At 68.0% G+C, this 23,462-nt stretch carries 23 protein-coding genes; 12 read left to right on the top strand and 11 right to left on the bottom strand.

From position 1 onward, the window contains the following. Positions 1-6: 6 nt before the first annotated feature. Positions 7-240 (top strand): preprotein translocase subunit SecG, encoded by a 234-nt coding sequence (gene secG / locus NFL01S_RS10630; protein ID WP_062973979.1) that lies wholly within the window; start codon positions 7-9, stop codon positions 238-240. Between the two features lie 3 nt (positions 241-243). On the opposite strand, the gene NFL01S_RS10625 is transcribed toward secG, so the two are convergent. Next, positions 244-1,092, bottom strand: coding sequence for an SDR family NAD(P)-dependent oxidoreductase (locus tag NFL01S_RS10625; RefSeq protein ID WP_062973977.1), 849 nt, complete (start codon positions 1,090-1,092; stop codon positions 244-246). A gap of 54 nt (positions 1,093-1,146) precedes the next feature. On the opposite strand from NFL01S_RS10625, the gene NFL01S_RS10620 reads away from it, so the two are divergent. From NFL01S_RS10620 to NFL01S_RS10590, 6 genes are all read left to right on the top strand, one after another. Then, positions 1,147-2,112, top strand: coding sequence for an alpha/beta fold hydrolase (locus tag NFL01S_RS10620; protein ID WP_245670608.1), 966 nt, complete (start codon positions 1,147-1,149; stop codon positions 2,110-2,112). A 317-nt stretch (positions 2,113-2,429) separates the two neighbouring features. Next, positions 2,430-2,642: a hypothetical protein gene (locus NFL01S_RS10610; RefSeq protein WP_062973973.1), complete on the top strand. Its 213-nt coding sequence runs from the start codon at positions 2,430-2,432 to the stop codon at positions 2,640-2,642. Positions 2,643-2,973: 331 nt separating this feature from the next. Then, positions 2,974-3,303, top strand: coding sequence for an ArsR/SmtB family transcription factor (locus NFL01S_RS10605; protein WP_030519358.1), 330 nt, complete (start codon positions 2,974-2,976; stop codon positions 3,301-3,303). Positions 3,304-3,430: 127 nt separating this feature from the next. Continuing rightward, positions 3,431-5,290 carry a phosphoenolpyruvate carboxykinase (GTP) gene (locus NFL01S_RS10600; RefSeq protein WP_062974175.1) on the top strand — a complete coding sequence of 620 codons (1,860 nt, stop codon included), beginning with the start codon at positions 3,431-3,433 and terminating at the stop codon, positions 5,288-5,290. A gap of 2 nt (positions 5,291-5,292) precedes the next feature. Further along, positions 5,293-6,933, top strand: a complete 1,641-nt coding sequence (locus tag NFL01S_RS10595; RefSeq protein ID WP_062974173.1) for a SulP family inorganic anion transporter — start codon at positions 5,293-5,295, stop codon at positions 6,931-6,933. Next, the gene (locus NFL01S_RS10590) at positions 6,930-7,310 is read left to right on the top strand and encodes a DUF5313 family protein (protein WP_062973971.1); all 381 of its coding nucleotides are present in this window, start codon (positions 6,930-6,932) and stop codon (positions 7,308-7,310) included. The genes NFL01S_RS10595 and NFL01S_RS10590 overlap by 4 nt, the downstream gene beginning before the upstream one ends. 281 nt (positions 7,311-7,591) lie before the next feature. Here NFL01S_RS10590 and NFL01S_RS10585 read toward each other — a convergent pair whose 3' ends face one another. Then, positions 7,592-8,215, bottom strand: coding sequence for a hypothetical protein (locus NFL01S_RS10585; RefSeq protein ID WP_245670606.1), 624 nt, complete (start codon positions 8,213-8,215; stop codon positions 7,592-7,594). A 331-nt stretch (positions 8,216-8,546) separates the two neighbouring features. Between NFL01S_RS10585 and NFL01S_RS34320 the strand changes: the two genes are divergently transcribed. Continuing rightward, positions 8,547-9,839 carry a recombinase family protein gene (locus NFL01S_RS34320; protein WP_245670605.1) on the top strand — a complete coding sequence of 431 codons (1,293 nt, stop codon included), beginning with the start codon at positions 8,547-8,549 and terminating at the stop codon, positions 9,837-9,839. 2 nt (positions 9,840-9,841) lie between these two features. On the opposite strand, the gene NFL01S_RS10575 is transcribed toward NFL01S_RS34320, so the two are convergent. After that, the gene (locus NFL01S_RS10575; protein WP_157116447.1) at positions 9,842-10,138 is read right to left on the bottom strand and encodes a hypothetical protein; all 297 of its coding nucleotides are present in this window, start codon (positions 10,136-10,138) and stop codon (positions 9,842-9,844) included. A gap of 141 nt (positions 10,139-10,279) precedes the next feature. Further along, positions 10,280-11,647, bottom strand: coding sequence for an MFS transporter (locus NFL01S_RS10570; RefSeq protein ID WP_168433932.1), 1,368 nt, complete (start codon positions 11,645-11,647; stop codon positions 10,280-10,282). A gap of 64 nt (positions 11,648-11,711) precedes the next feature. Between NFL01S_RS10570 and NFL01S_RS10565 the strand changes: the two genes are divergently transcribed. Further along, positions 11,712-12,350: a TetR/AcrR family transcriptional regulator gene (locus NFL01S_RS10565; protein ID WP_062973963.1), complete on the top strand. Its 639-nt coding sequence runs from the start codon at positions 11,712-11,714 to the stop codon at positions 12,348-12,350. 289 nt (positions 12,351-12,639) lie between these two features. Here NFL01S_RS10565 and NFL01S_RS10560 read toward each other — a convergent pair whose 3' ends face one another. The 5 genes from NFL01S_RS10560 to NFL01S_RS10540 all read right to left on the bottom strand — a co-directional run bounded on the left by NFL01S_RS10560 (position 12,640) and on the right by NFL01S_RS10540 (position 17,718). After that, entirely contained in the window at positions 12,640-13,779 is a 1,140-nt protein-coding gene (locus NFL01S_RS10560; protein ID WP_062973962.1) for a TniQ family protein, read from the bottom strand. 3 nt (positions 13,780-13,782) lie between these two features. Then, positions 13,783-14,487, bottom strand: coding sequence for a hypothetical protein (locus NFL01S_RS10555; protein WP_157116446.1), 705 nt, complete (start codon positions 14,485-14,487; stop codon positions 13,783-13,785). A 60-nt stretch (positions 14,488-14,547) separates the two neighbouring features. Then, on the bottom strand, positions 14,548-15,090 hold the full coding sequence (locus NFL01S_RS10550) for a TniQ family protein (protein ID WP_169812139.1): 543 nt from the start codon (positions 15,088-15,090) through the stop codon (positions 14,548-14,550). 64 nt (positions 15,091-15,154) lie between these two features. Further along, entirely contained in the window at positions 15,155-16,066 is a 912-nt protein-coding gene (locus NFL01S_RS10545) for a TniB family NTP-binding protein (protein ID WP_312037021.1), read from the bottom strand. Beyond that, the gene (locus NFL01S_RS10540) at positions 16,063-17,718 is read right to left on the bottom strand and encodes a TnsB C-terminal domain-containing protein (protein WP_245670604.1); all 1,656 of its coding nucleotides are present in this window, start codon (positions 17,716-17,718) and stop codon (positions 16,063-16,065) included. Before NFL01S_RS10540 ends, NFL01S_RS10545 begins: the two co-directional genes overlap by 4 nt. Positions 17,719-17,871: 153 nt before the next feature. Here NFL01S_RS10540 and NFL01S_RS10535 point away from each other — a divergent pair, with 153 nt between their 5' ends. After that, positions 17,872-18,132 carry an HAD-IA family hydrolase gene (locus tag NFL01S_RS10535; protein WP_084492575.1) on the top strand — a complete coding sequence of 87 codons (261 nt, stop codon included), beginning with the start codon at positions 17,872-17,874 and terminating at the stop codon, positions 18,130-18,132. A gap of 76 nt (positions 18,133-18,208) precedes the next feature. Here the strand turns inward: NFL01S_RS10535 and NFL01S_RS10530 are convergent, their stop codons facing one another. Next, positions 18,209-19,036 (bottom strand): class I SAM-dependent methyltransferase, encoded by an 828-nt coding sequence (locus tag NFL01S_RS10530; RefSeq protein WP_062973952.1) that lies wholly within the window; start codon positions 19,034-19,036, stop codon positions 18,209-18,211. Between the two features lie 71 nt (positions 19,037-19,107). On the opposite strand from NFL01S_RS10530, the gene NFL01S_RS10525 reads away from it, so the two are divergent. Beyond that, the gene (locus NFL01S_RS10525) at positions 19,108-19,701 is read left to right on the top strand and encodes a TetR/AcrR family transcriptional regulator (protein ID WP_062973950.1); all 594 of its coding nucleotides are present in this window, start codon (positions 19,108-19,110) and stop codon (positions 19,699-19,701) included. Positions 19,702-19,940: 239 nt separating this feature from the next. Continuing rightward, positions 19,941-20,888, top strand: coding sequence for an aminoglycoside phosphotransferase/kinase family protein (locus tag NFL01S_RS10520; protein ID WP_062973948.1), 948 nt, complete (start codon positions 19,941-19,943; stop codon positions 20,886-20,888). Between the two features lie 11 nt (positions 20,889-20,899). On the opposite strand, the gene NFL01S_RS34315 is transcribed toward NFL01S_RS10520, so the two are convergent. Then, positions 20,900-23,365, bottom strand: coding sequence for a thiamine pyrophosphate-dependent enzyme (locus NFL01S_RS34315; RefSeq protein WP_062973946.1), 2,466 nt, complete (start codon positions 23,363-23,365; stop codon positions 20,900-20,902). Between the last annotated feature and the right edge of the window lie 97 nt (positions 23,366-23,462).

Here is a 23,462-nt window from a genome sequence, read left to right as displayed (position 1 = left end):
TCCGGCATGCGGATGTTCCTGGATATCCTCCTGATCGTCACCAGCCTGCTGCTGGTGCTGATGGTGCTGCTGCACCGCGCCAAGGGCGGAGGTCTGTCCAGCCTGTTCGGCGGTGGGACGCAGTCGGCGCTGTCCGGCTCGACCGTGGCGGAGAAGAACCTCAACCGCATCACCATATTCACCGGGCTGGTCTGGTTCATCGCGATTCTGGGGATCGGCCTGGAGATCAAGTTCGCCTGATCGTCAGTCGGTTCGGGGTATCCGCCCGTCGATATCGGTGAATCCGTAGTCCTCGGCCAGATCGGCGACTTTCCAGGCCTTACCCGCCCGCTTCCCGCGGTCGGGATCGGCGGCCAGCGCCACCACCGCGCGGCCCGCGAACCGGGGCGTCTCCGCCTCGTCCAGGTCGAAGCTGCCCTCCCCGGGCAGGGTCACCACGCGTTTACCCGTGTCGTCGGCCGGCACCAGTTGCAGTAGTTCGGTGGCGACCAGGCCGGGCCAGATCGAGACGGCGGTGACCTGGGTATCGGCGAGGTCGCGGGCGAAATCGGCGGTCATCCGGTCCAGTGCCGTTTTCGCGACCCCGTACACGGCGTTGTGCATGGCCCGTTGCGCGCCGGGCGAGGATACGTTCACGATGAGGCCGTCTGTTTTCAGCAGCAGTGGTGCCGCATATACGGCTGCGACGTAATGGGAACGCACTCCGATCCGGAACGTCTCATCCCAGGCCTTCGGCGGTACATCCCAGAATTTCCGGCCCAGCCAGCGGGCGGCGGCGGGGGAGTTGTAGACGTTGTTGACCAGGATGTCGAGCCGGTCGTGTTCGGTGGCGATGCGCTCGAAGAGGGATGCTGTGGCGTCGTCGTCGCCGTGATCACAGACGACGGGTACGCCGGTGCCTCCCAGCTCGTCGATCTGCGCCGCCGTTTCGTGCACCGTGCCCGGGAGCTTGCCGGGCTGCTGCGATCGCCCGGTGACGTATACGGTCGCGCCGGCCGCGCCGAGTTCCAGCGCGATACCTTTGCCGATACCGCGACTCGCGCCGGTGACCACTGCGATCCGGTTTTTCAAGGGGTGTGGTGTTCCGCTCACAGTCCCGGGACGTTACCGTGAAACTGTAACGCGTTCTAGTACTCGGGAGGTTCCGTGGCGCCGATACACCGGTTCATCGATACCGGGGGTGTGCGGATGCACATCACCGAACAGGGGCAGGGCGATCCGGTGATCTTCTGTCACGGATTTCCGCATACCGGGTACGTCTGGCAGCGGCAGCTCGCCGCCCTGTCGGCAGCCGGATACCGGGCGATCGCTCCCGACCTGCGCGGCGCCGGCCGCACCGACGCCCCCGCGGCGGTCGACGAGTACACCAACCGGGCCGTGATCGGTGATCTGCTGGCGTTGCTCGACGATATCGGTGCCGAACGAGCGGTATTCGTGGGTGTCGACTTCGGTGCTGCCCTGCTGTGGGAACTCGGGATGCGGGCACCGGAACGGGTACGCGGCCTGATCGTGCTGAACAATCCGTTCGCGCCGCGCTCACCGAAACCCCCCGGATATTACTGGGCGAAAATGGCCGAACGGCACTTCCTGCATATGCAGTACTTCCAGGAACCCGGCGTCGCCGACGCCCATCTCGCCGAACAGCCGCGCGAATTCCTGTCCCGGGTGTACTACGCGCTGAGCGGCGACTACCACTACCTCGATGTGTGGCAGAACCCGCCGGGTATGCGCTATATAGACGCGCTGCCGCGGGCCCCGCAATTTCCGTGGTCGTGGCTTCCCGAGGCGGAATTCGACGTCCTCGCCGCCGAATTCGAACGCACCGGTTTCACCGGCGGACTGAATTGGTACCGCGCCCTCGACCGCAACTGGGAGCTCACCGCCGAATACGCGCACGCCGCTCCCACCGCGCCGGTGTATTTCGTCTACGGGGAGAACGACCCGGATATGGAGGGTTTCAGCGGACGCGACCCGCTCGACACGATGCGCGCGGCGCTACCGGATCTGCGGGAGGTCCGGTGTGTCCCCGAAGCCGGGCATCTGGTCCAGCTGGAAGCCACCGCCGCGGTGAACAGTTTCCTGCTCGACAGCCTCCGCGACCTCGTGCCCTGAGGTTCTGCCGGACCCGGTGCGAACGGCGCCCCACGGCCGCCGGCAACCGCTTGTCTGCGCGCGGTGGGTTCTCCGTAACCTGGCCGGTATGACTGTCCGCGGTGTGCTGTTCGACTTCTCCGGGACCCTCTTCAGGTTCGAGCCGGAACTGGACGGGCTGGTCGGACGCGACGGGGAACCTCTCGACGGTGAAGCGCAGGCCGAGGTGGTACGGCGGATGACGGCGCCGGCCGGCCGGCCGGTCTCCCGAGCGGCTGCGCGACGAATGGGGACGCCGGGATCTGGACCCGCCGCTGCATCGCGAACTGTATCTGGCGGTGCTGCGCGGGTCCGGGGTCGGTAATCCGGAGTATCTGTACGAACAACTGTTGTCGGCGGAGGCCTGGCGGCCGTTCCCCGATACGGAGGCCGCGCTGACCGCGGTGGCCGCGGCCGGGATGCCGATCGCGGTGGTCAGCAATATCGCCTGGGATATCCGGCCGGTGTTCAAACGTGCCGGGGTTGTCAGGTTTCGAAGTCGCCTTCAGTGATTTTCGAAGTCCTGTTCACCGGGGCGGGGGGTCGGTAAGGGCCGCAAGTTTGTCGATGCGTTTCTGCATTGAGGGGATCCACTGCATGAATGTCTGCAGGTTCGGCGGTGGCGACGCGGACCTCTTCTCCGTGACGGATTCGCTTGGATCTGTCGGATGCCAGCGGTGGCAGGTCGGTGGGTGTCACCGTGTGGGGGTACTCCCAGCGTGCTGTGTGGCACCGAGACGGCGCTCACGATGTGAGATACGACTCGATGTGGGTTGTGGCGGACCCGGCAGGTTATCTGCTTGCTAATCTATGCAAATAGCAGGTTGGCCGAAAGGCGGGAAGATGCCGGGATCGAGCAGGCCCTTATATCAGATGAAGGCGGAGTTCTTCAAGACGTTGGGGCATCCGGTGCGGATTCGGGTGCTGGAGTTGCTCAGTCAGCGGGAGCATGCGGTGTCGGAGATGCTGGCCGATATCGATGTCGAGGCGGCGAATTTGTCGCAACAGCTGGCAGTTTTGCGGCGAGCGGGGTTGATCACCAGTCGCCGGGAGGGTTTGTCGGTGACCTATGAGCTGACCTCGCCGCAGGTGGCGCAGCTGCTGACCGCGGCGCGGGCCATCCTGACCGGGGTGGTGGCGGGTCAGGCGGAGGTTCTGGAACAGCCCGCCTGACGGTTCGGGCTCTCGGCGATCCTCGCGGCGCGTATCGGGTGGGGAGAGTCGCGGGGTTCCTGTTTGCATATTTTCCTACATAGTCATCTAGTTGTTCCCGGAGGAGATAGTGGTGGATACCGATCACATGCCCGCGCCGGCAATGGCGCCGGTGGCCGCGCCCACTGATCATGCGCAAGTCTTGGCGTGGGTGGCCGAGGTCGCCGATCTGACCGCGCCCGAGGATGTGGTGTGGTGCGATGGGTCGCGCCAGGAGTGGGATCGGTTGACCGCTCGCTTGGTGGACAAGGGCACCTTCGTGGCGTTGTCGGGGAAGCCGAACTCGTTCTGGTGTGTCTCCGATCCCGAAGACGTGGCGCGGGTGGAAGACCGCACCTTCATCTGCTCACGAGACAAGCGGGATGCGGGACCGACGAACAACTGGGTCGATCCGGTCGATATGCGCACGGTGATGACCGAGCACTATCGCGGCGCGATGGCCGGGCGCACCATGTATGTGATCGCGTTCTGCATGGGCCCACTCGACGCCGAGGACCCGAAATACGGTGTGCAGATCACCGATTCGGAATACGTGGCGGTCTCGATGCAGATCATGACCCGCTCCGGAGCACCGGTGTGGAACCAGCTCAGCGACGACGCGGAGTTCGTCCGGTGTCTGCACTCGGTCGGTGCGCCGCTGAGCCCCGGGCAGGCGGATGTGGCGTGGCCGTGTGACCACACGAAATATATTGCGCATTTCCCCGAATCCCGCACCATCTGGAGTTACGGCTCCGGCTACGGCGGCAACGCCCTGCTGGGCAAGAAATGCTTCGCCCTGCGGATCGCTTCGGTTCTGGCCCGCGACGAGGGGTGGCTGGCCGAACACATGCTGATCCTCAAACTCACTTCCCCGCAGGGCCGCACGCACTATGTGGCGGCGGCGTTCCCGTCCTCCTGCGGCAAAACCAACCTCGCCATGCTCGAACCCGCTCTGGAGGGTTGGAAGGCCGAAACGGTCGGCGACGATATCGCCTGGTTGCGGTTCGGTCCCGACGGCCGGCTGTATGCGGTGAACCCGGAGGCCGGGTTCTTCGGTGTCGCCCCGGGCACCGGCGCGAAGACCAACCCGAACGCGATCGCCACCATCGAGCAGGGCAATTCGATCTTCACCAACACCGCTCTCACCGACGACGGTGACGTGTGGTGGGAAGGACTCACCGACACCCCACCGCAGCATCTCACTGATTGGCATGGCAACGACTGGACTCCAGAGACCACGACCGGGCCTGCCGCGCACCCGAACTCGCGGTATTGCACCCCGATCGAGCAGTGCCCGTCGGTTGCCCCGGAATGGGACGACCCGGCCGGGGTGCCGCTGTCGGCGATCTTCTTCGGCGGCCGCCGCGCCACCACGATCCCATTGATCGCCGAATCCTTCGACTGGACCCACGGGGTGTTCACCGCCTCGGTGCTGTCTTCGGAAACCACCGCCGCCGCAGCGGGGCAGGTCGGTGTGGTGCGTCGGGACCCGATGGCGATGCTGCCGTTTCTCGGATATCACGTCGGCGACTACTTCGCGCACTGGCTGCGCCTCGGCAACACAGCGGACCCAGCCAAGCTGCCGAAGATATTCCAGGTCAACTGGTTCCGCCGCGACGCCGGCGGGCGGTTCCTGTGGCCGGGATTCGGTGACAACGTGCGCGTGCTGAAATGGGCGCTGGAACGGATCGAGGGCACCGCGGCAGCCGACGCCACCGCGATCGGCTATGTCCCGATGCCACACTCGCTGGACCTGTCCGGATTCTCCGACGCCGACAAACGCTCGGCACGGGCCGCGCTCGAAGTCCACCACGACGAATGGGCCGACGAGGTCGTCTCCATCGAGGACTGGTACGCCGGCATCGGCGCCGACACGCTCCCTGGGCCGCTGTGTGATCAGCTCGCCGCGCTGAAGAACCGCCTGGCCCACACCCCGGCCCGCCCCGCCGGCACCGCCGGGGCGTCGTGACTCTGCGTGCGCTGCTGCCCACCCGGGCGGACTGGACGCCGGCGCTGCGCCGCCCGGGCCCGGACCTGCTCGCCGGTGTCATCGTCGCGCTGGTCGCGTTGCCGTTGGCACTCGGTTTCGGGATCAGTTCCGGTCTCGGCGCCGCTGCGGGTCTGGCCACCGCGATCATCGCCGGTGTGGTGGCCGCGGTGTTCGGTGGCTCCCGGTTCCAGGTGTCCGGTCCTACCGGTGCCATGACCGTGGTGTTGCTGCCGATTGTGGCCGAACACGGCGGTCCCGGCGTCCTCGCCGTCGGATTGTTGGCCGGTGTGGTGCTGATTGTTCTCGCTGCGGCCGGTGTCGGTCGCGCGGTCCGCTATATGCCGGCGCCGGTGATCGAGGGATTCACCGCCGGTATCGCGGTGGTGATCGCGTTGCAGCAGTTCCCGTCTGCCCTCGGTGTCGGCGAGGCCGAGGGCGAGAAGATGTGGCAGCTGGCTTCCGACGCGGTCGGCCGCTACCTCGACCACCCCGACCCTGCCCCGCCGATCACCGCCCTGCTGGTCGCCGCCGCCGTGCTGATCGGCGGCCGCTACCTGCCCAAACTGCCTTTCGCGCTCCTAGCGGTCGCGGTCGCCACTGCTGTGGCCGGACTCGCCGGGATCGACCTCACCCGTATCGGGGCCCTGCCCGCGGGGCTGCCCGCGCCCTCCCTCGGGTTCCTCGACCCCGGCCAGCTCGCCTCGCTGATTGCGCCCGCACTGGCTGTGGCCGCGCTCGCCGCCTTGGAATCACTGCTGTCGGCTACCGCCGCGGATTCGATGTCGGTGGGCACCCGCCACAATCCCGATCGCGAACTGTTCGGCCAGGGCCTGGCCAATATCGCCGCACCACTGGTCGGTGGAGTCCCCGCCACCGGCGCGATCGCCCGCACCGCCGTCAGCGTCCGCTCCGGCGCCCGCACCCGCCTCGCCGCCGTCACCCACGCAGTCGTTCTGGCCGCCCTGCTCTACCTCGCCGCACCACTGGTCGCCCAGATACCGCTGGCCGCCCTCGCCGGTGTGCTGCTGGCCACCACAGTGCGGATGGTCGAAACCGCGTCCCTGGCCGCGATTGCCCGCGCTTCCCGCGGTGACGCCGCGATCATGGTGATCACCTTCGCCGCCACTGTCGCCTTCGACCTGGTCACTGCTGTCGCTATCGGTGTCGGGATCGCGGTCCTGCTGGCCCTGCGCTCGGTGGCCCGCGAAGCCCGCCTGGACCAAGTCCCCCTCGACGAAGGAGATCACCTCACCGAAGAACACGACCTGCTACGCGACCACATCATCGCCTACCGGATCGAGGGCCCGCTGTTCTTCGCCGCCGCGCACCGGTTCCTGCTCGAACTGGCCGACGTCTCCGACGTGAAAGTCGTCATCCTGCGCATGTCTGGCATCACCGCCCTCGACACCACCGGAGCACTCGTCCTCAAAGACTCCATCCGCAAACTCGAACACCACAACATCACCGTCCTCATGTCCGGGCTCCGCGCCGATCACCTCCGCCGCCTCACCGCGATCGGTGCGCTGCCCGCTGCGGGCGAGAAGGCGATCTTCGGGAACACGGTCGACGCGATCGCCCACGCACGCGGCGATCTTCCCGAACCGGTCGGAGGAATTCGATGAGCGGTGAACCGGCCACGCCGACCTTGACCCAGCGCGTGCGCTACATCGCCGGTGCGACCCTGCCACCGTCGATGCACCAGTGGGTGATCGACGATCTCACCGGCCCCGGCGCAGCCCGCCGATACCATCTCCGGATCCTGCTGCCGATTATCGCGCCGCTGTGCGTGTTCCTGCTCATTCCGGGACCGCTGTGGATGGGGCTGGCGATGATGGCGCTGCTGTACCTGCCACTGATCTACTTCACCACCGCGCTCATGTACGTCTACCGCCGCCACCGCCTCGCCAAGCACGGACTCGACCCCGCCCTGGCCGATGCCCGAGAGCGCCAGAAACACGCCGCGGAACGCGAGGCCTACGAACGACGCCACAGGCGCTGAAGCGCTGTCGGCGCCTTCCGGTACAGTCCCGCATCCCCACGTCTCCGAAAACACCGTCCGGCATGTCCCCGCAGCCCGACACCTCGAAGACATGCCTCATTCGTCGTCACGAGAGTCGGGATCACGCAACGGCCGGTGTGTTCCACCGAGATCGGGTAGATGAAAGCTGTAGTGCCCGTCGATGCCGATGTGGGTCCGGACAAACGGCGAGAGCCCCACATCCGCATCTAGCACCGGGTAGCCCTGGCCGCGTAGCTCGGCCAGCGCGCGACCTGGGATGTCTAGCCGTGTGCGCTGACAGCCGCGCGGGATTCGTTGCCGGGCAACGGCTCTTCGGAATCGGGGAGCCCAGCGTGGGAGGTTCCCGGCTCCTGCGGCTGCTGTTCGCCGGACACTGGAGTCGGTGTCTTGCGGTAGTCATCGGGCTGTGCCGCGGCGCCGGTGGGGTTGTTCAGTAGAGGAAGGCCGTGTTCGGCGCCCATGCGGTCGACCCAACGGAAGAACTCCAGGGCCGATCCGGCGAACATGCGCCGCACCCGGTCCTGGAAGGCGCGCACGTCGTGGCCGGGCAGGAAATCGCGGGTGCTGATCTCCCCGCACCCGCACCCGCAGGGCCGCTCACGGAACTCGGCTTCCTCCGGGAGCTCGCAGTAGCCGACCGGGTTCTGCGAGGCATTGACCACCGGATCCTGTTTGCCGATCCACTCGTCGCGAACCGGGTGACCTTCGGTCAGCACCTCGCCGACGACGGCGACCCGATCCTCATGCACGGACACGCCGTGGATCTCGGCAACGGCGCACACCTGGCCGTCACCGATGATGAGGGCGAACTTCTCTCGGGCTAGCCGTTCCTTGTTGGCCTTCCATACGCCCCGGCCCGCTGTCCATGCCTCATCTTCGGTCATACGCGGGAAATAGCCGACATACTCCCTATTCAGCGGGTCGCCTGTGACTGGTGAGTAATAGCCGAGCTTGAACCGGACAGCCATACAGCACACTCCTCGTGTAGACCTGGCGTGGTATTAACAGTGTCACATCGATTCAAATCGGATTACAAACGATGAATAAGAGCAGCTTTGACCGGGAACATGTTGATAGATGAGGTTCGCTGTAAACCGGATTGGTGAGCGTGTTCGGCCCGAATGCTGGTTGTCGGAAAACGATCGTTTGCCGACAACCTTGCGTGAGCGGGAGAAAGCCCAGGACGCGAGTGTCGGAAACCCGTGCCGGAAAACAATGTCGGCAAACCCGATTTCGGCTAATTTCGACACCATGTTGATCGGCTACGGGCGGGTGTCGACCGCCGACCAGAACCCCGCACACCAGATCGACGCCCTGCGCCGCGCCGGCGTCGACCCGGCCGATGTCCATATCGATACTGCCAGTGGCGCGAAGGCCTCGCGACCGAAACTCGATCTCGTGCTCACTCTCGCGCGTCGCGGCGACACGATCGTCATCACCCGCCTCGACCGGCTCGGCCGGTCGGTGCTGCACCTGATCACTCTCGGCGCGCAGCTGCGCGAGCGCGGGATCGGGTTGAAGGTCGTCGAGCAGGGCATCGACACCGATACCGCCGAAGGCCGCGCCATGTTCGGCATGCTCTCGGTGCTGGCGGAGTTGCAGCGGGAACTGATCCTGGCCAACACCCGCGACGGACTCGAAGCCGCCCGCGCCCGCGGCCGCAAAGGCGGCCGACGGCCGAAACTCACCACCCACCAGGCCGAACAAGCCCAGCGGCTCTACGATGAAGGCCGCCACACCGTCCAGCAGATCGCCGACATCCTCGGGGTCAAACGCGGCACCCTCTACGGCCACCTCGACAAAACCCGCATCGGCGCCCGGCCCCACTCCGGCCCCACGGCCACAACACCAGCTGCCGCGCCGGTAGCGGTGAGCCCCTCAGGGCAGACCGCCGACGCCGTGCCGGTCCCCGCCGCCGCGGCGGCTTCGGTATCGGTGCTTTCGGAACCGGAAACCCGCAGGGCCATCGGCGATCCGGATGACCGGTCCGATATCACCCGGGCCGATCACGAACCGGCGCCGGACCGTCCGAAACCCGCTGCTCCCACGGCCGTCGTAGACGATGCGCGGTACGAAACCAGCAGCACGACAAACGGCCTCGTTCACGGGCGGTCGAATCTGGTGTGGCGGCTCAAGCAGACCGCACAGCGCAACCTGCCCGAACCGCCTGCGGTATGCCCGAACCCGATGTGCGGCTACACCACCTCCGACACCTCCGAGCGGGGACGGCTACTCGAAGACATCCAGGTCGTCTGGCTCGAACCGGCAGACGACGGCGGCATGGTCGAACGCCGCCACTGCCAGCGCTGCCGACCCCGCGACGTGCCGATCACCGACATCGAATGCGCGGCCTGCGACTGCGGCGGGCCCCTGCTCACCGGCGTCTACGCCACCGAACTCCGCGAGACCGGCGATATCCCGTCACTGGTCCGCCGTTGGCTGGCGGTGCGCCGCTGGCGTGTCACCGACGCCGGGCCGGTCTGCCCGGACCACGGCAGCGTGGGATGAGATCAGCAGGTCTGGAAACTGAATGCCCTGGTGCCCTCATAGGTGAAATCTGGCGGGGAGTTGCGGGCATGGAAAGCGCGGGTGATCACCTTGTCCAGCGCGGTCACCGACCCGGCGGCCAGTGCGGTGAGTTCATCGGTGCTCAGGTCGCTCACGATGAGTCGGCGCTCGCGCGGACGGGTTGGTTCCGAGTCGGCCCATGAATAGCCCCGCAGCACCACGGTGAACCCCGTTGGTGCGCACCCCGCCTTCACGGCTTTACCCAGCTCAGCGGCGAACATGGCGAACGAGTCGGTCACCACGTGATATCTACCGCCCGGAAGATCGATCTCCGTGGCCTGCTGCGGATCGCCGCGACCAGCATCACGTCGAGCGTTTCACCGGCAGTTGCATCCGGCGGGATCGAGTTCGTTGCGCTGGCCGCAGAGGTAGCCTGCGTCTCATACCGGTGAGGGCGAGGTTGCCAGCGCACGTTTCGGCAGCGTGCTCGTGACCAGCAGCGCGGCGACGGCGATCCCGGCGAGTACCCAGAATGTCGGCCCGAAGCCGCTGATGCTCAGTGCCGCCGCGAGTTGCGCCCCGAGCGCACCGCCAGCTGTCCGGGCGATCGTGTTGACGCCGGTGGCCTCCCCGGTCTGCCGAGTCTCGACGACCTCCACGACGAGCGTGCCGAACGCCGCGAACGCCAGCCCGTAGCCCGCGCCGAGGATTAGGCTCACCATGCAGACCTGCCACAACTCGTTGTGCCAGAGCGCCAACGCGATGCAGGAGACGATCGCCAGCATCGCGCCTGTCCGCACCGCAATCCGGCCCCCGAGCCGGGGGGAGAGCGGCGTTGCGATCAGCATCGTCACAACCATCGGCAGCAGCGCGACCGCGATCCGGTTCTGCGGAACCAGCAACGGAATCACCGTGACTACACCGAACATCGCGGCGCCGATGATGACCGTGGCCAGGTTTGTCATGGCCACCGCGCGATGGCCGAGCAGCCGCACGTCGACGAGTGGCTGGTGCGTGCGCAGTTCCACGGCGGCAAACGCGACGGCCAGTATGGCGGCCAGAGCGAACAGCGCGAGTGCGGGCCCGATGCCCCACTGGCGCACCTCGCTGATGCCCAGCAGCAGCGCGACCAGCGTGAGCCCGAGCAGGACGGCGCCCGCGAGATCGACCCGGCCGCCCGCGCCGGGCTCGCCGGGAAGCAGGATCACCAGCACTAGCGCTACGGCACCGAGTACGAGCAGCGGCCAGAACAGCCACGCGGAGCTGAACACGTCGAGCAGCGGCCCGGCGGCGAGCATGCCCGCGGCACCGCCGATCCCGAACATCGCTGACAGCAACGCGACCACGCCCGGCAGGCGCGCCGGGGACACCTCGCGGCGCACGAGCCCGAACGCGAGCGGGAACACACCCGCCGCGACGCCCGTCACCGCGCGGCCCGCGAGAAGTAGCGGGAACGAATTCGCCAGCGCACACAGCAGCAGGCCCACGACGAAGAACCCTAGACATACCAGCATGATTCGCCGGTAGCCGAACAGGTCGCCGAGCCGTCCCGCGATCGGCGTGGCGACGGCGGCGGCGAGCATGAACGCGGTCAGTGCCCACGCCGTGGTCGTCGTGGCGACGCCGAATTCGCGCGCGAACCCGGGGAGGGCCGCGATGACGATTGTCTGCGCAGTGCTGATCGAGAACGCCGCCAACAGGACCGCAGCGAGCGTGATTCTCGTTGTCATACCGGGGCCTTTCATGATCTTGCGCCGGAAAAAGAGCGTGAGGGCGGTCAGCCCCGCGAGGACCCACACAATGCCCACCTTTCTATTAGGTGAGCCTTACTTAAGCATCTTGCGGACGCTGTCCGCAAGTAGGCTGCCGGGTGTGAGCGACCGACGCCCGTGGGGCAGCCTGGAGCGTGGGCGGATCGTCGAGGCCGCCCTCGGGATCGCGCGTGCCGAGGGCCTCGACGCGCTCACCATCCGCCGCCTCGCCACCGAGGTCGGCGCATCACGGATGGGCCTGTACCGGCACGTACCGGACAAGGAAGCGCTGCTGAACCTGGTCGCCGACGAGATCGCGATGAACCATGTGATCCCGGACAGGGCGTTGATGGGGCCGTGGGACGAGCGGCTGCGTCATCTCGCGCGCGGCATGCGCCAGGAACTGCGGGCCTACCCCGGCTTCGCGGAGCGCATCATGGTCCACGGCAACGCCGGAGCCGGTGGGCTCCGAATCGCCGAGACGATCGCGGACATCCTCGCTGCAGCAGGGCTCGGCGTCGGTCAAGCGGCGCGCTGCTACCTGATTTTCGTGGATCTCGTACTCGGGCGCGCGCACCGCGAGACACACGGTGATCCAACCACGCCCGGCCGCAACGCAGAGCTGTTCGCGGCCGCCGAGACCAGCCGCGACGCGGTGCGGCTCAAAGCGCTGCTGCCCGCGCTGCGGGCCGTGACGGGGGACGAGATCTTCGAGGCGGAACTGGACATACTGATCGCCGCAGTCCGTGCCGCGACGTGATGAACCCGGTGAGGCTCATGATTTCGGTGAGGCTGCGGCACCGTCTCCCTCGGGGTGGCGGTCGAGGACAGCCCTGGTCTGTGATTCCGGGGCCGTCCGCTCAGCTCGGCGCCGCCGAACTACGTCGCGAGCAGAGCATGCTCGACCGCGCACGCAACTGGCTCAATGGCAATACCCCCGGGCCAGGGCCGAAGCCGAGACAATGGCGGCGTTCCACGCCAGCTGCCATGATCCGCTGTCGTTCGACAGCAACGACTGGTAGACCGCACAGAATCCTTCCCGGCGAGAGCTATTCGAGCCAGGGTCGGCCGGCGAGGTCGGGCAAAGCCCATGCCGGGACCCCTCGCTTGAGCGCGTAGCGGCGGGCGGTCTGTGACCAGTCCCGTGGTGGTCCGGCCTGCACCGGCGCTGCGGGCCACCAACGGGGCGGATTCAGCAGATCGCGCCGCGGCGGCGTGGAGGGTCGCACGGCAGGACCTCCTGGCGGCGCGGGCCGGTAGGGCACCGGGGCGAGTGCGGGCCCGAGTTCCCCAACCGCCGGAATGGACCGCTGGGCGGCCAGCGCCAGCGCCGATGCGGCGGCGCGCATCAGTGTTTCGGCGACTTCGGGGTCCAGGCACTCATACGGCTCCAGCATCCCGATCCGGCCGTCTATCGGGAGTTCGATCGTGTCCCAGATGGTTTCCAGGACCGCGCCGGTGCGGGCGCTGCCTGCCAGGCGGGACGCGCAGAGTTCTTCGAGCAGGCAGCGCAGTAGCCGAAACCACACCCCGGCGTGCACGGTTCGGCCCGGTAGCTGCACCAGCCCGGTGGTGAGTGCTTGGTAGGTGTACCCGTCCATCGTGGTGACCGTCTCGCCCACGGCGACCACCGGGGCGTCACCGCCTGCGACGGCGCCGGCGGGTTCGAGGCGGCAGCGGTGCTCGACGCAGCTGAGCATCAGCGGCAGATCCCATATCAGGGCGCGGCCGGAGTCCGGGGCGGTGGCGCAGACCGGGCAGGCCCGCGGTCTGCGCGGGTACGGCAGCCAGGGCGCGTCCCATCGGGATTTGGCGCGGCGGGCGATGTCGCGTTCGATGGCGCCGGGCAGCAGCAACACCGAGTGGCGCCCCACGTAGTTGTCGAACAGCTGTTGCTGCTCGAAATCGCGCGGCCACAGTTTCTCGAACAGCCACGGCACCCACCCGGACAGGGTCATCGTCACCAGCCGGGGCACCGGAACGCCGGTGCGGTCGGCGAGCGCGACCAGCAGCGCTCGCGGCGGATGGTCCAGCCGACTCGCGAACGCGCGCACGTTCGGCGAGAGGTCGGCGCACAGGTCCGCCACCAGAACTTTTACCGGCAGCTGGTAGACCGTGGCGAGCCGTTCGACCCACGACGACAACGATTCGATCGGTCCCGGTTGCGGGTGTATCGGCCATCGGGGCACCCTTCACAACTCCAGGCGGGTGCGGATCCGGGCGAGTTCGTCGTTGTCGATCAGCACACCCACCTCGGGCACGTCCCGCGTTACCGTCTCGTCGATGCACCGGTCCAGCTCATAGGCCACCTCGCTGGGATCGAACCCTTCGGCTACCAGCAGGGTTTCGGTTTCCTCGCGGGTGCGCCGGCCCGGGTACCTCAGCAGATCGTTGCGCAGGAATCGCGAGGGGATACCCTCACCGATCAGCACGTCGCGGTGCCGGGTGGCGTGCGCCGGTCGCGTATCGAACTCGGTCAACAACCGCAGTATCGTGCGGGCGGCATCGGCATCGACGCGGGCCCGCGCATACCAGGCGTTCATCGCCCCCATGACCTTCCGTCCGGCCCGTTCGGCCTGGTCGGGTGCCGGTGGCCACGGTGAGTCGCCGTCGTAGACGGGCAGAGGGCGCGGTTCGATGAGCAACCCGGCCAGAGTCCCCCGAGGCTGAATGAGCCGGTCGGCGGCCAGGGACAGGGCTGTCGCGGCGGCGGTCAACAGCTTCTCCTGGATCGGCCATTCCAGATTCTCGTACGGCTGCCACACCGCCAGCCCGGCCCGCACCGGCGCACCGGTCGCATCCCAGATTTGCTTGAGCAGCTGCTGCGATCTGCGGGAAATACTGGAACCGGCGAGGCTGAGTTCGTCGAGCAGACAACGCAGCAGCCGAAACCACACCCCGGCGTGCACCGTGCGGCCCGGCAACCTAACAGCGGCATCGAGGAGAGCTTGACGGGTTTAGCCGTCCAGGGTCGTCACTGGTTCGCTGATCGGAACCGCCTCGTTGGGCTCGCCTGCTGCCTCGGCTGCGAAGGTCTCGGTGTCGGTCGTCAGCCGGCAGTGGTGTTGCAGGCAGCTCACCGTGAGCGGCAACTGCCAGGTCAGCGCGCGGGCCGGGTCGGGCCCGGCCGCGCATTGCGGGCACGATCTTCGCACCGGGTGCTGCGGAATCCAGGGGCCCCGCCAGCGACGCCGGGTCACCTCGAAACGCGGCGCCTCCCCTGGTGCCAGCAGCACCGAATATTGGCGGACATAGGTGTAGAACCCGTCGGTAGCGTCGCGTTCGGGCAGCGGGTAAGCGTCGAACAACCACGGCACCCACCCGGGCAGCGTCATCGCCCGCACCTGCCCCGCCAGCACGCCGGTGCGCTCGGCAAGCGCGGTGAACACCGCCGGAGGCGGATCTTCGTCGAGAACATTCCGGATGCCGACCAGTACACCGAGATTCGGGCCGAGCAGATCTGCCACCGGCACCTGGTAGAGGCGAGCCGGTCCAGCCACGACGACAGCGATTCCAGCGCACCCGGGCGTGGGTGCAGTGGCCAGCGCCGCGGCGACGCTTGGCTCACGCCAGCTCGCGTTCGAACATCCGCCGCCGCTCGGTCGGCCCCGCATACGACGCCAGCAGCAGGGTGCGCTGGTTGATCGTCTCCTCCCCGGATTCGATCGCCGCGATCGCCGCCTCCGACAGCAACGCGGTCAGTTCCCCGATCGTGCCCTCACACCGGGTGAGCAGGTACGACGCCATCTCCTCGGTCGCGATCGGAGAAGACCGCCGCAGCGGGAACGACGCCGCGAAACTCGCCAGCAACGCACACGCCTCGTCCCCGGGCTCCCACAGCGGCAGCGTGAATGGCGCGAACCGATTCTCCAGCTGCGGATCGGAACGGATCGCCAGATAGGCGTCCCGGGTACCGACCCCGACCAGCGGAATCCGCAGCTCGTTGCCCAGAAACCGCAGCACGTTCAGAAACTCCCGGCGCGTGTCTCCCCTCCCGGCGAGCACATTGTGCAGCTCATCGATCACCAGCACCCGCACACCACAGGTCCGCAGCAGGCGCAGCACCAGCTGTTCCAGCTCGGCCAGCCGCGGCGCCCGCGGCCGGATCGGCGCCCCCAGCGCGGCCAGCACCGCGACATAGAACCGCGACACCGACGGCTCCGACGGCATCTGCACGGTCAGCACCGCGATCTCCTCCCTATCGGCATGCGAGACCGGCGGGTGGTCACGGCGGAACTTCTCGATGATCATCGACTTGCCGTTGTTCGTCGCACCGATGAGCAGCAGGTTCGGCATCCGCTGCTTATCCGGCATCGTGAGCAGCCCCTCCAGTCGGGCCAACGCTTGCCTCGCGCGGGTGTAGCCGATCCACCGATCCGCCCGCACGTACTGGATCCGCTCGGCATCCGGCAGCATCGCCGGCCGCTGCGCCGACGGATGCAGATGCGACAGGTCGAGGGGTTCACCGACGGTCACCACTGCTCGATCACCTCGAACGGCGCCACCACCCTCGGCTCAGCACCCTCGGCCACCGCTGGTGGCGGTGGTGGTGCCGGTGGCATGGCCCGGCTGCGTGCCGGGATCGCTCGGCGGCGTTCGGTGTTGCGGCGCGCTCGCCGACTGGTCGCAGTCGCTTCGGCGGTGATGTGGCGCATCTGCTCGACCATCGCGAACAGTGCGTTCTCGTCGATCTCGGCGCGGCCGGACTCCCGCAACCGGGCCACCGCCGCGCGCTGTTCCCACAAGGAGATCGCCGGCCGCGACCACGTCCGGTACGGCACCTCCAGGTACTCGCCGGTCTCCGGATGCAGCGCCCAGATCCGGGAAATATCGCGCGGGTCGCGCCGCAACACCACCTTCCCCAGCTGCTCGCGCCGTGCAATCAACGGCTTCAACACGTCGCTGTAGTACTGCACGTGATCAAGCACGAACCCGGTGCGCCGCAACGATCTGCGCTCCACCGGCAAGAAATCGACCAGAAACGCCGCCTCGTTCGTCACCGTCGGCGGCGCGCCCTGGGCGGCCACCTTCTCCGCCCACAGCCCGCCCGGGGTCCGCCCACCCAACCCGTCATGGGGTTCACCGTGATAACAGGCCACGGATAGGGCCATCCAGCGTTGCAACTCAGCCAAGGTGCGAACAGCCTTCGCGTCGCTGTCGTAGTCACCGCGCTCACGAGTGTCGGAAAACGTCGTACCCGGCAATTCGTGGACCATCCGCATCATCGTCCCGACCAGGCGTTCCACGACCCCGCCGTAATGCGGGGCACCCGGCGGCCGGTAGCCGACCGTGATGCCGTGCTGGTCACAACCCCGCCGCAACGCTTCGCTCTTGAACTCCGTCGCGTTGTCGGTATACAGCCGGGCGGGTTTGCCGCTCATCGGCCACACCGCCTGCACCCCGATGCGTTCCAACCACGCGCGTTTGTCGATCGCCATGTGCGCCAAACACAGTCCCACCGAAGTCGCCGACGGCGCCTCCAAAGTGAGCACGAACCCGGGCACGCACTTGGTGGCCTCGTCGATCGCCGCCGTCACATACGGACGCCCGATCGGCAGCCGATGATGCTCGTCGACCACGATCACATCCGCCGGAGTGTGATCGATCTGCACCCGCTCCAACACCCCCTCCACCGGCGGCGCCACCCCACCGGCGGGCCTGCGGGCCCGGGCCGCGCCCTGACCCTCCCGCGCTGCCACAGTCTTCACCGGATCCAGCCTGCCGATCCGACGCTGCACCGCCGACCGCGACGGCGGCCGCAACCCGCGCACCTTGCACTCCCGATCGATCTCCCGGCAGATCACCGCCACCGACCGCCGCTGACGAGTCAAATACCGCGCCCGCAGCACCGTCCGCACAATCTCCTCCACCTCATCCGGCAACCGCTCACCACCCCGGCCACCCGACGACCGGCCCGGCAGCAGATCCGACACCACCCCCTCACCAGCCCGCCACCGCTTCACCAGCGCATACACCTGCCGCTGCGTCACCCCCAACTCGACGGCGGCCTCATCGGCAGCGGCCACACTCACCCGATCCAACCGCGCTAAAGCTCCGACCACCTCCGCCCGCCGCACCGCCACCTGCCAGCGCGCCTCCTCCGCGGTCAACACACCCCGATCAGCCACCGACGAATCCCCGACCATCCCGCGATTCCCTTACTGCAGACGAGTACGAGCGAAAAGCACGCTACTGAACCCGAGTTCGAGACACGCCGATGACCGAAGTCCTCTTCAACCAGAACCGAACCCGCAGGTCAGCACTGAACACGACTTCGAACAATCACAGGGGTCGCCGAGCAGGTGACCGAGTTCGTCCTGTCGTATGCCGAGGGTGCGGTGAAACCCGATCCGCGGCTCTTCGATATCGCCTGTCGCCGTATCGGTATCGCCCCCGGCGAGGTCCTGATGATCGGTGACAGCTACGAGGCCGACGGTGCCGCCGCCGGACTGGGCTGTGCGGTCACGCTGGTGGAGCCCCTGCCGGTCGATCAGCGGCTGTGTGCACTGGTGGATGCGCTGGCCGAGTACGGGATCCGCTGACCCACAGCCGGTTCGGCCGAGGTTTCTCGACGGCCGATGACCAGCGCCCCTTATGCGCCCGGTCGTTGCGGTGGGTTCAGCCGGCCAGCGTGGCAGTCGCCGCGAGCGTGGTGTACGGCATGGTGAAACGGCCGCCGATTTCGTCGATGGCGGCACCGACGTTGTCGAGCACAGTCGTCAGCTGATCCGGGGTGAGCCGGGTGAGCGGGCCGGTGGTGGGCAGATGGTCCAGCCACTGGTCCCGGGTGTAGGACTGCTCCCAGTCGAAACGCCATTGCTCGGGTTCGTCGAACCGGCCCGCCCGGCGGATACCGTCGGCGGCTGCGGCGAACATTTCCCGGTAGGTTTCGAGCGCGGATTTCGCGCTGGTGGCCGCACTGCTGAAGGGCGAATCGGGCACGATCCTCGCGTAGGCCGCGGCCAGTGCCCGGGTGACTTCGGCGGGGGCATCGAATGCATGCCCGAATACGGCGATCCGGCCGCCCGGGCGCAGGACCTGCGCGGCCTTTGCGGGACCGGTGACCGGGTCGACCCAGTGCCAGGCCTGGCCGGCGACGACCGCGTCGAAGGTGCGGCCGGCCGGATCCCAGGCTTCGAACGTGGCGGTTTCGACCTCGACCCCGGTGTCGCGGGCGAATGCAGCCATCCGGTCGTCCGGGTCTATGCCGAGCACCGTGCACCCGGCCTCCTGGAATTGCCGGGCTTCGATACCGGTGCCGCAACCGATATCGAGAACATCGCGGCCTGGGCTCGTGGTGATGATCCGAGTGACGAGTGCGTCGGGGTAGCGGGGGCGGGCCCGGTCGTAGCGTTGTGGGTCGGCGCCGAACGATTCGGCGACCTCGCGGTGCCGGTGTGGCTCCGGCTGGGAGGACGAAGAGTAGGGCCGCGGTAGAGTGGGCATGCGCCCACATTAGTGGGCGGCCGCCCACTAGGCAATCGGCGGGCAGGAAAACCAGTGAAGGGACGGACTCGGTGCCGACCGGTGTGCATATCCGAGACGCGCGTCAGCAGTTGTTCGACGCGGCCGAACGTATCCTGCTGCGAGACGGGGCGAGCGCGTTGACCAGCCGCGCCGTCACCACCGAAGCCGGAGTGGCCAAAGGCGTCCTGCACAGGTATTTCGACGATTTCGACGCATTCCTCGCCGAACTGGTCGAAGGCCGGCTCACCCGGCTCGCGGACCAGGCGCAGACCCTGCGCCGATCTGCCGGCACCGGGACCGTGAAGGACAACCTCACCGAGGCCTTGCTCGAGCTTTTCGACCCGGTCGCGGTGGCGATCGTGGCCCTGATCGTGGCCCGAGACGAATTACGCACACGATTACGCCGGACCGCACCCGGCCTGCCCGTCCTCACCGAGGCCGGCACCATGATCGCCGGCTACCTGGCCGACGAATGCGCGCAAGGCCGTATCGCTGCCGATGCGGATACCGAAACACTGGCGCTATCGCTGATCGGCGCCGGACATCTGCTGTTCGCGGGCGCCCCGGCACGACCGGACACCGCGGCTGTGGGCCGGATCGTTGACACGATCATGGCCGACGCCGTTCAGCGGCGGCTGCTGTGAATGTTGCGCGGACGGGCAGTATCCGATCCATGGACTTGCTCTGGGACCAGCACGCATGCCTGCCCCTGCAGGTCGGAACGGACGTGGGTGTGCTGTCCCGCTTCGGGCGCCCGGGGCCGATTTCGAGCGGGTTGCCCGGTCGACCTGGCGAATGCGGGACCCGGTAGCCGGCGGTGGGTGAATGGCTGCGATAAGCGGGCAGAAACCGGGCGCCGGCCCGGACGTGCGACGATTCGGGCGTGACCGATTTCGTGACGCCGCAGGAGCTTGCCCGCCGTACGTCCGCCGCTGTCGATGCGGCCGTCGGTGCTGCCCGCGATCTCGGGCTCGTCGTGACCGATGCCGCTGTGCTGCACGATATGTTCTCGGTGGTGGTGCACCTCGGGCCGGAGCCCGTGGTGGCGCGGGTTCCCACTGTGTTGTCGCCGGCCCAGCTCGCGTTGCTGGGGAGGCGCCAGCAGGCAGAGCTGGAGGTGACGACGTGGCTTGCCGGGCAAGGGGTCCCGGTGATCGCTCCGAGTCCGGCGGTACCCCGGGAGCCTGTCCGGCGCGACGGATTCTCGATGACGTTCTGGCAGTATGCGGAAGAAGACCGGGCTGCATCGCCCGACTATGCGGCGAACTGTGATCTCGTCGCCGATCTGCACGCTGCGCTACGGGCGTATCCGAGGCCACTACCTTTCCTGTCCGCCGCCGAACCGGATTTCGTCACCGAAAGTCTCACGGTGCTCGGCGAATACCCGGATCTGCTCGACGCCGCCGATCTGGACCGGGCTCGCCGCGAGTGGCGGGTCCTCGGCCCGCTCGTCCGTTCCCGGCGGGCTTTCGAGGATTTCTTCCCCGGGATCGACGTGCAACCCGTACACGGCGATTCGCCGCCGGCCAACATCTTCGCCGGTGTGGGCGGACACCTGTTCGCCGACTTCGAACTCGTCACGCTGGGCCCGGTCGAATGGGATCTGGCGGGTCTCGGGCCCGAACTGGAAGCCGCCTACGACAGCGGTGCCCGCCGCAACGGTATCCGCACGCTCGACGCCGGTGTGCTGCGATTCGTGAACGCGGTGGGGATGCTGCGGGTCGTCGCCTGTCTGGCCCTGGTACCGCAGCAACCGGTCCTGCACGACTATCTGACCCCCGCCCTCGCGCAGTGGCGTGAACTGCCGTTCGCCGGTGGAATCGCCCGATAGCCGGTCGGGAGTCACGCGGGCGTGGATTTCCCGGTGCCGGCGAGCAACCGGTGGGCGGCGGCTTCGATATCGGTTTCGCTCAGCAAGATCGACGCGGCGGCCGGTCCGAGGGGGACGAAGCTGTCCGCACTGGTCACCCGGGCCCGGGCCCCGGTGAACCCGCCGTCCACCAGTGCCGTGCACACCGATTCGCTGATTCCGCCGCTACGCCGTGTCTCGTCGGCGACCAGAACGCGGCCGGTGGCTTCGGCGTGCCGCAGTAGATCGGCGTAGGGGAGCGGAGACAGCCAGCGGAGGTCGAGGACACGGGCGGTGATTCCGTGCCGCGCCAGGCGGCGGGCGACCCGCAGGCACATGGGGACGGAATTGGCGAAGGCGACGATCGTCAGATCGGTTCCTTCGCCGTACACGCGGGCCTGCCCGATGGGCACATGGTCGCCGGTGACAGGCGCCGCCCATCGGTCGTCACCCGGTTCGTACAGGTCGCGGGTGTGATACAGCGCGATGGGTTCGAGCAGCACACAGACCCGTCCGTCCACCCGTGCCGCCGAGACACAGGTGCGGAGTACGGCCGCCGCATCATCGGGGCGAGACGGTGAAGCCACGACGAGCCCGGGGATATCGCGCAACGCGGCCACGGAATTGTCGTTGTGGAAATGCCCGCCGAAACCTCGCTGATAGCCGTAGCCGGCGATCCGTACGACCATCGGATTGCGGTAGCGGCCCGCCGAGAAGAACGACAGGGTGGCCGCCTCGCCCCGCAACTGGTCCAGGGCGTTGTGCACGTAGGCCAGGTACTGGATTTCCGGGATCGGGACGAAACCCGCGAGTCCGGCGCCGAGCGCGGTACCGAGAATGCTCTGCTCGTCGAGCAGGGTATCGAACACGCGGCGCGCGCCGAATCTCTTACCGAGCCCTTTGGTGACTCCGTAGACACCGCCCTTGCGCGCGACGTCCTCGCCGAAAACGAGAACATCGCGGTCGCGGGCCAGCATTTCGGCGAGAGTGTGGTTGAGTGCCTGCGCCAGCGTCACCGGGACCGCCTGCGGTGCCTGCGAGCTGTCGGGCCCGGGGCGATCCGCGGGGCCGTGTTCAGGGCCGTCCGCGTGCGTGTCCTGCCCGGATACCGGGCCCCGCTCGGACCGGGGGGCCGAGACCCGGGCCTGCCCGGCCCGCCGATCGTGGCGGATCGGCGGCGCACCTGGACCGGGCCCGTCGTCGCCGGCTATCCCGTCGTCGGGTCCGGGAGCGGTGTCCGTCGACGCGTCGTCGGCAGGGGAGACAGCGTCGCGACTGCCGGATTCGCCCGGCGTGCCCGGATGACGGGGTGTCTGTATCGGTGGGCCGGACCGCAGGACGTCCGTGCGCACCGCGTCCGGGCGGGATGGCGCCAACGGTGCGATCACCTGGTCCGCCGAGCCGAGCTGCGGTTCCCGGCACACGTCGTCGACCGTGGCGGTGACCTGCGCGGCCAGGCGGTCGTAGTCGTCGAGAATCTCCTGCGGAGTCCGGATTCCTGCAGCGACCAGCAGTCGAGCGGTGGCGGTGATCGGGTCGCGGCTCAGATCGGCGGCGACCGCGGCACTGTCGCGATAGGCGGACTCCACATCGGACCCGGCATGCCCGAACAACCGCACCGTACGCAGTCGCAGGAAGGCCGGCCGTCGGTGCGCACGCACCCATTCCACGGCGGTGGACGCGATGGTGACCGCATCGAGGACATCGCACCCGTCCGCACTGAAATAACGCAGACCCGGCCGGTGACCGTAGGCCCGCTCGATCCATCCCGGCGGCGTGGGAACACTGATCCCGATCCCGTTGTCCTCGCAGACGAACAACACCGGAACGGGCACCCCGAGGTACGCCGTATGCACCGCAGCGTTGATCGCCCCGGCTGCGGTCGAATGGTTGGCCGAGGCATCGCCGAAGCCGCACATCACCAGCGCATCACGTGGCCAAGGGCAGTCTATTCCGAGCCGGGCGGCGCGCTCGATCGCGAACGCGAGTCCTACCGCGCGGGGTAGCTGGGAGGCGATGGTCGAGGTCTGCGGGATGATATGGGCCGCCGCGCTGCCGAACACCTTGTGCCGGCCGCCGGCGATGGGGTCCGTGGCGGCGGCGACCACTCCGAGTAAAAGATCCCGTACCGGGTGCATACCGCCCGCCCGGCGCACCCGCTCGATGAACAGTGCGCCGGAACGGTAATGCGGCATGAGGGGGTCGGTGACGCGGCTCGCGGCGGCCAAGGCGACATTGCCCTCATGCCCCGACGATCCGATGCTGTAGAACCCTCGCCCGCTCGCCCCCAATCGCCGCGCAGCCAGATCGGCCTGCCTGCTCAGCACCTGTGCGGTGAACAGGTCGAGGCAGCGCGCACCGGTGATCCCGGGCGCGAGTTCATGATCGGGTGCCGCCGCTGCAGGACGCAGCCCCGCGATCTCCGTGCGGAACCGCTGTTCGGCCTCGTCGATATTCACCGGACCATCACCGTTACGAGCCTAAGGCGCGGAACGGAAGCTCGGCGTGTCCGGATACGGCAAGTCGCGGCGCGCCTGCAGAACCCCTCCCCGGCGT

It is taken from the genome of Nocardia flavorosea NBRC 108225, from assembly GCF_001613385.1.
Classification (GTDB): Bacteria; Actinomycetota; Actinomycetes; order Mycobacteriales; family Mycobacteriaceae; genus Nocardia; species Nocardia flavorosea.
Note: the sequence above shows the minus strand (reverse complement) of the source record. Positions and strands in the feature narration are given on the sequence as shown.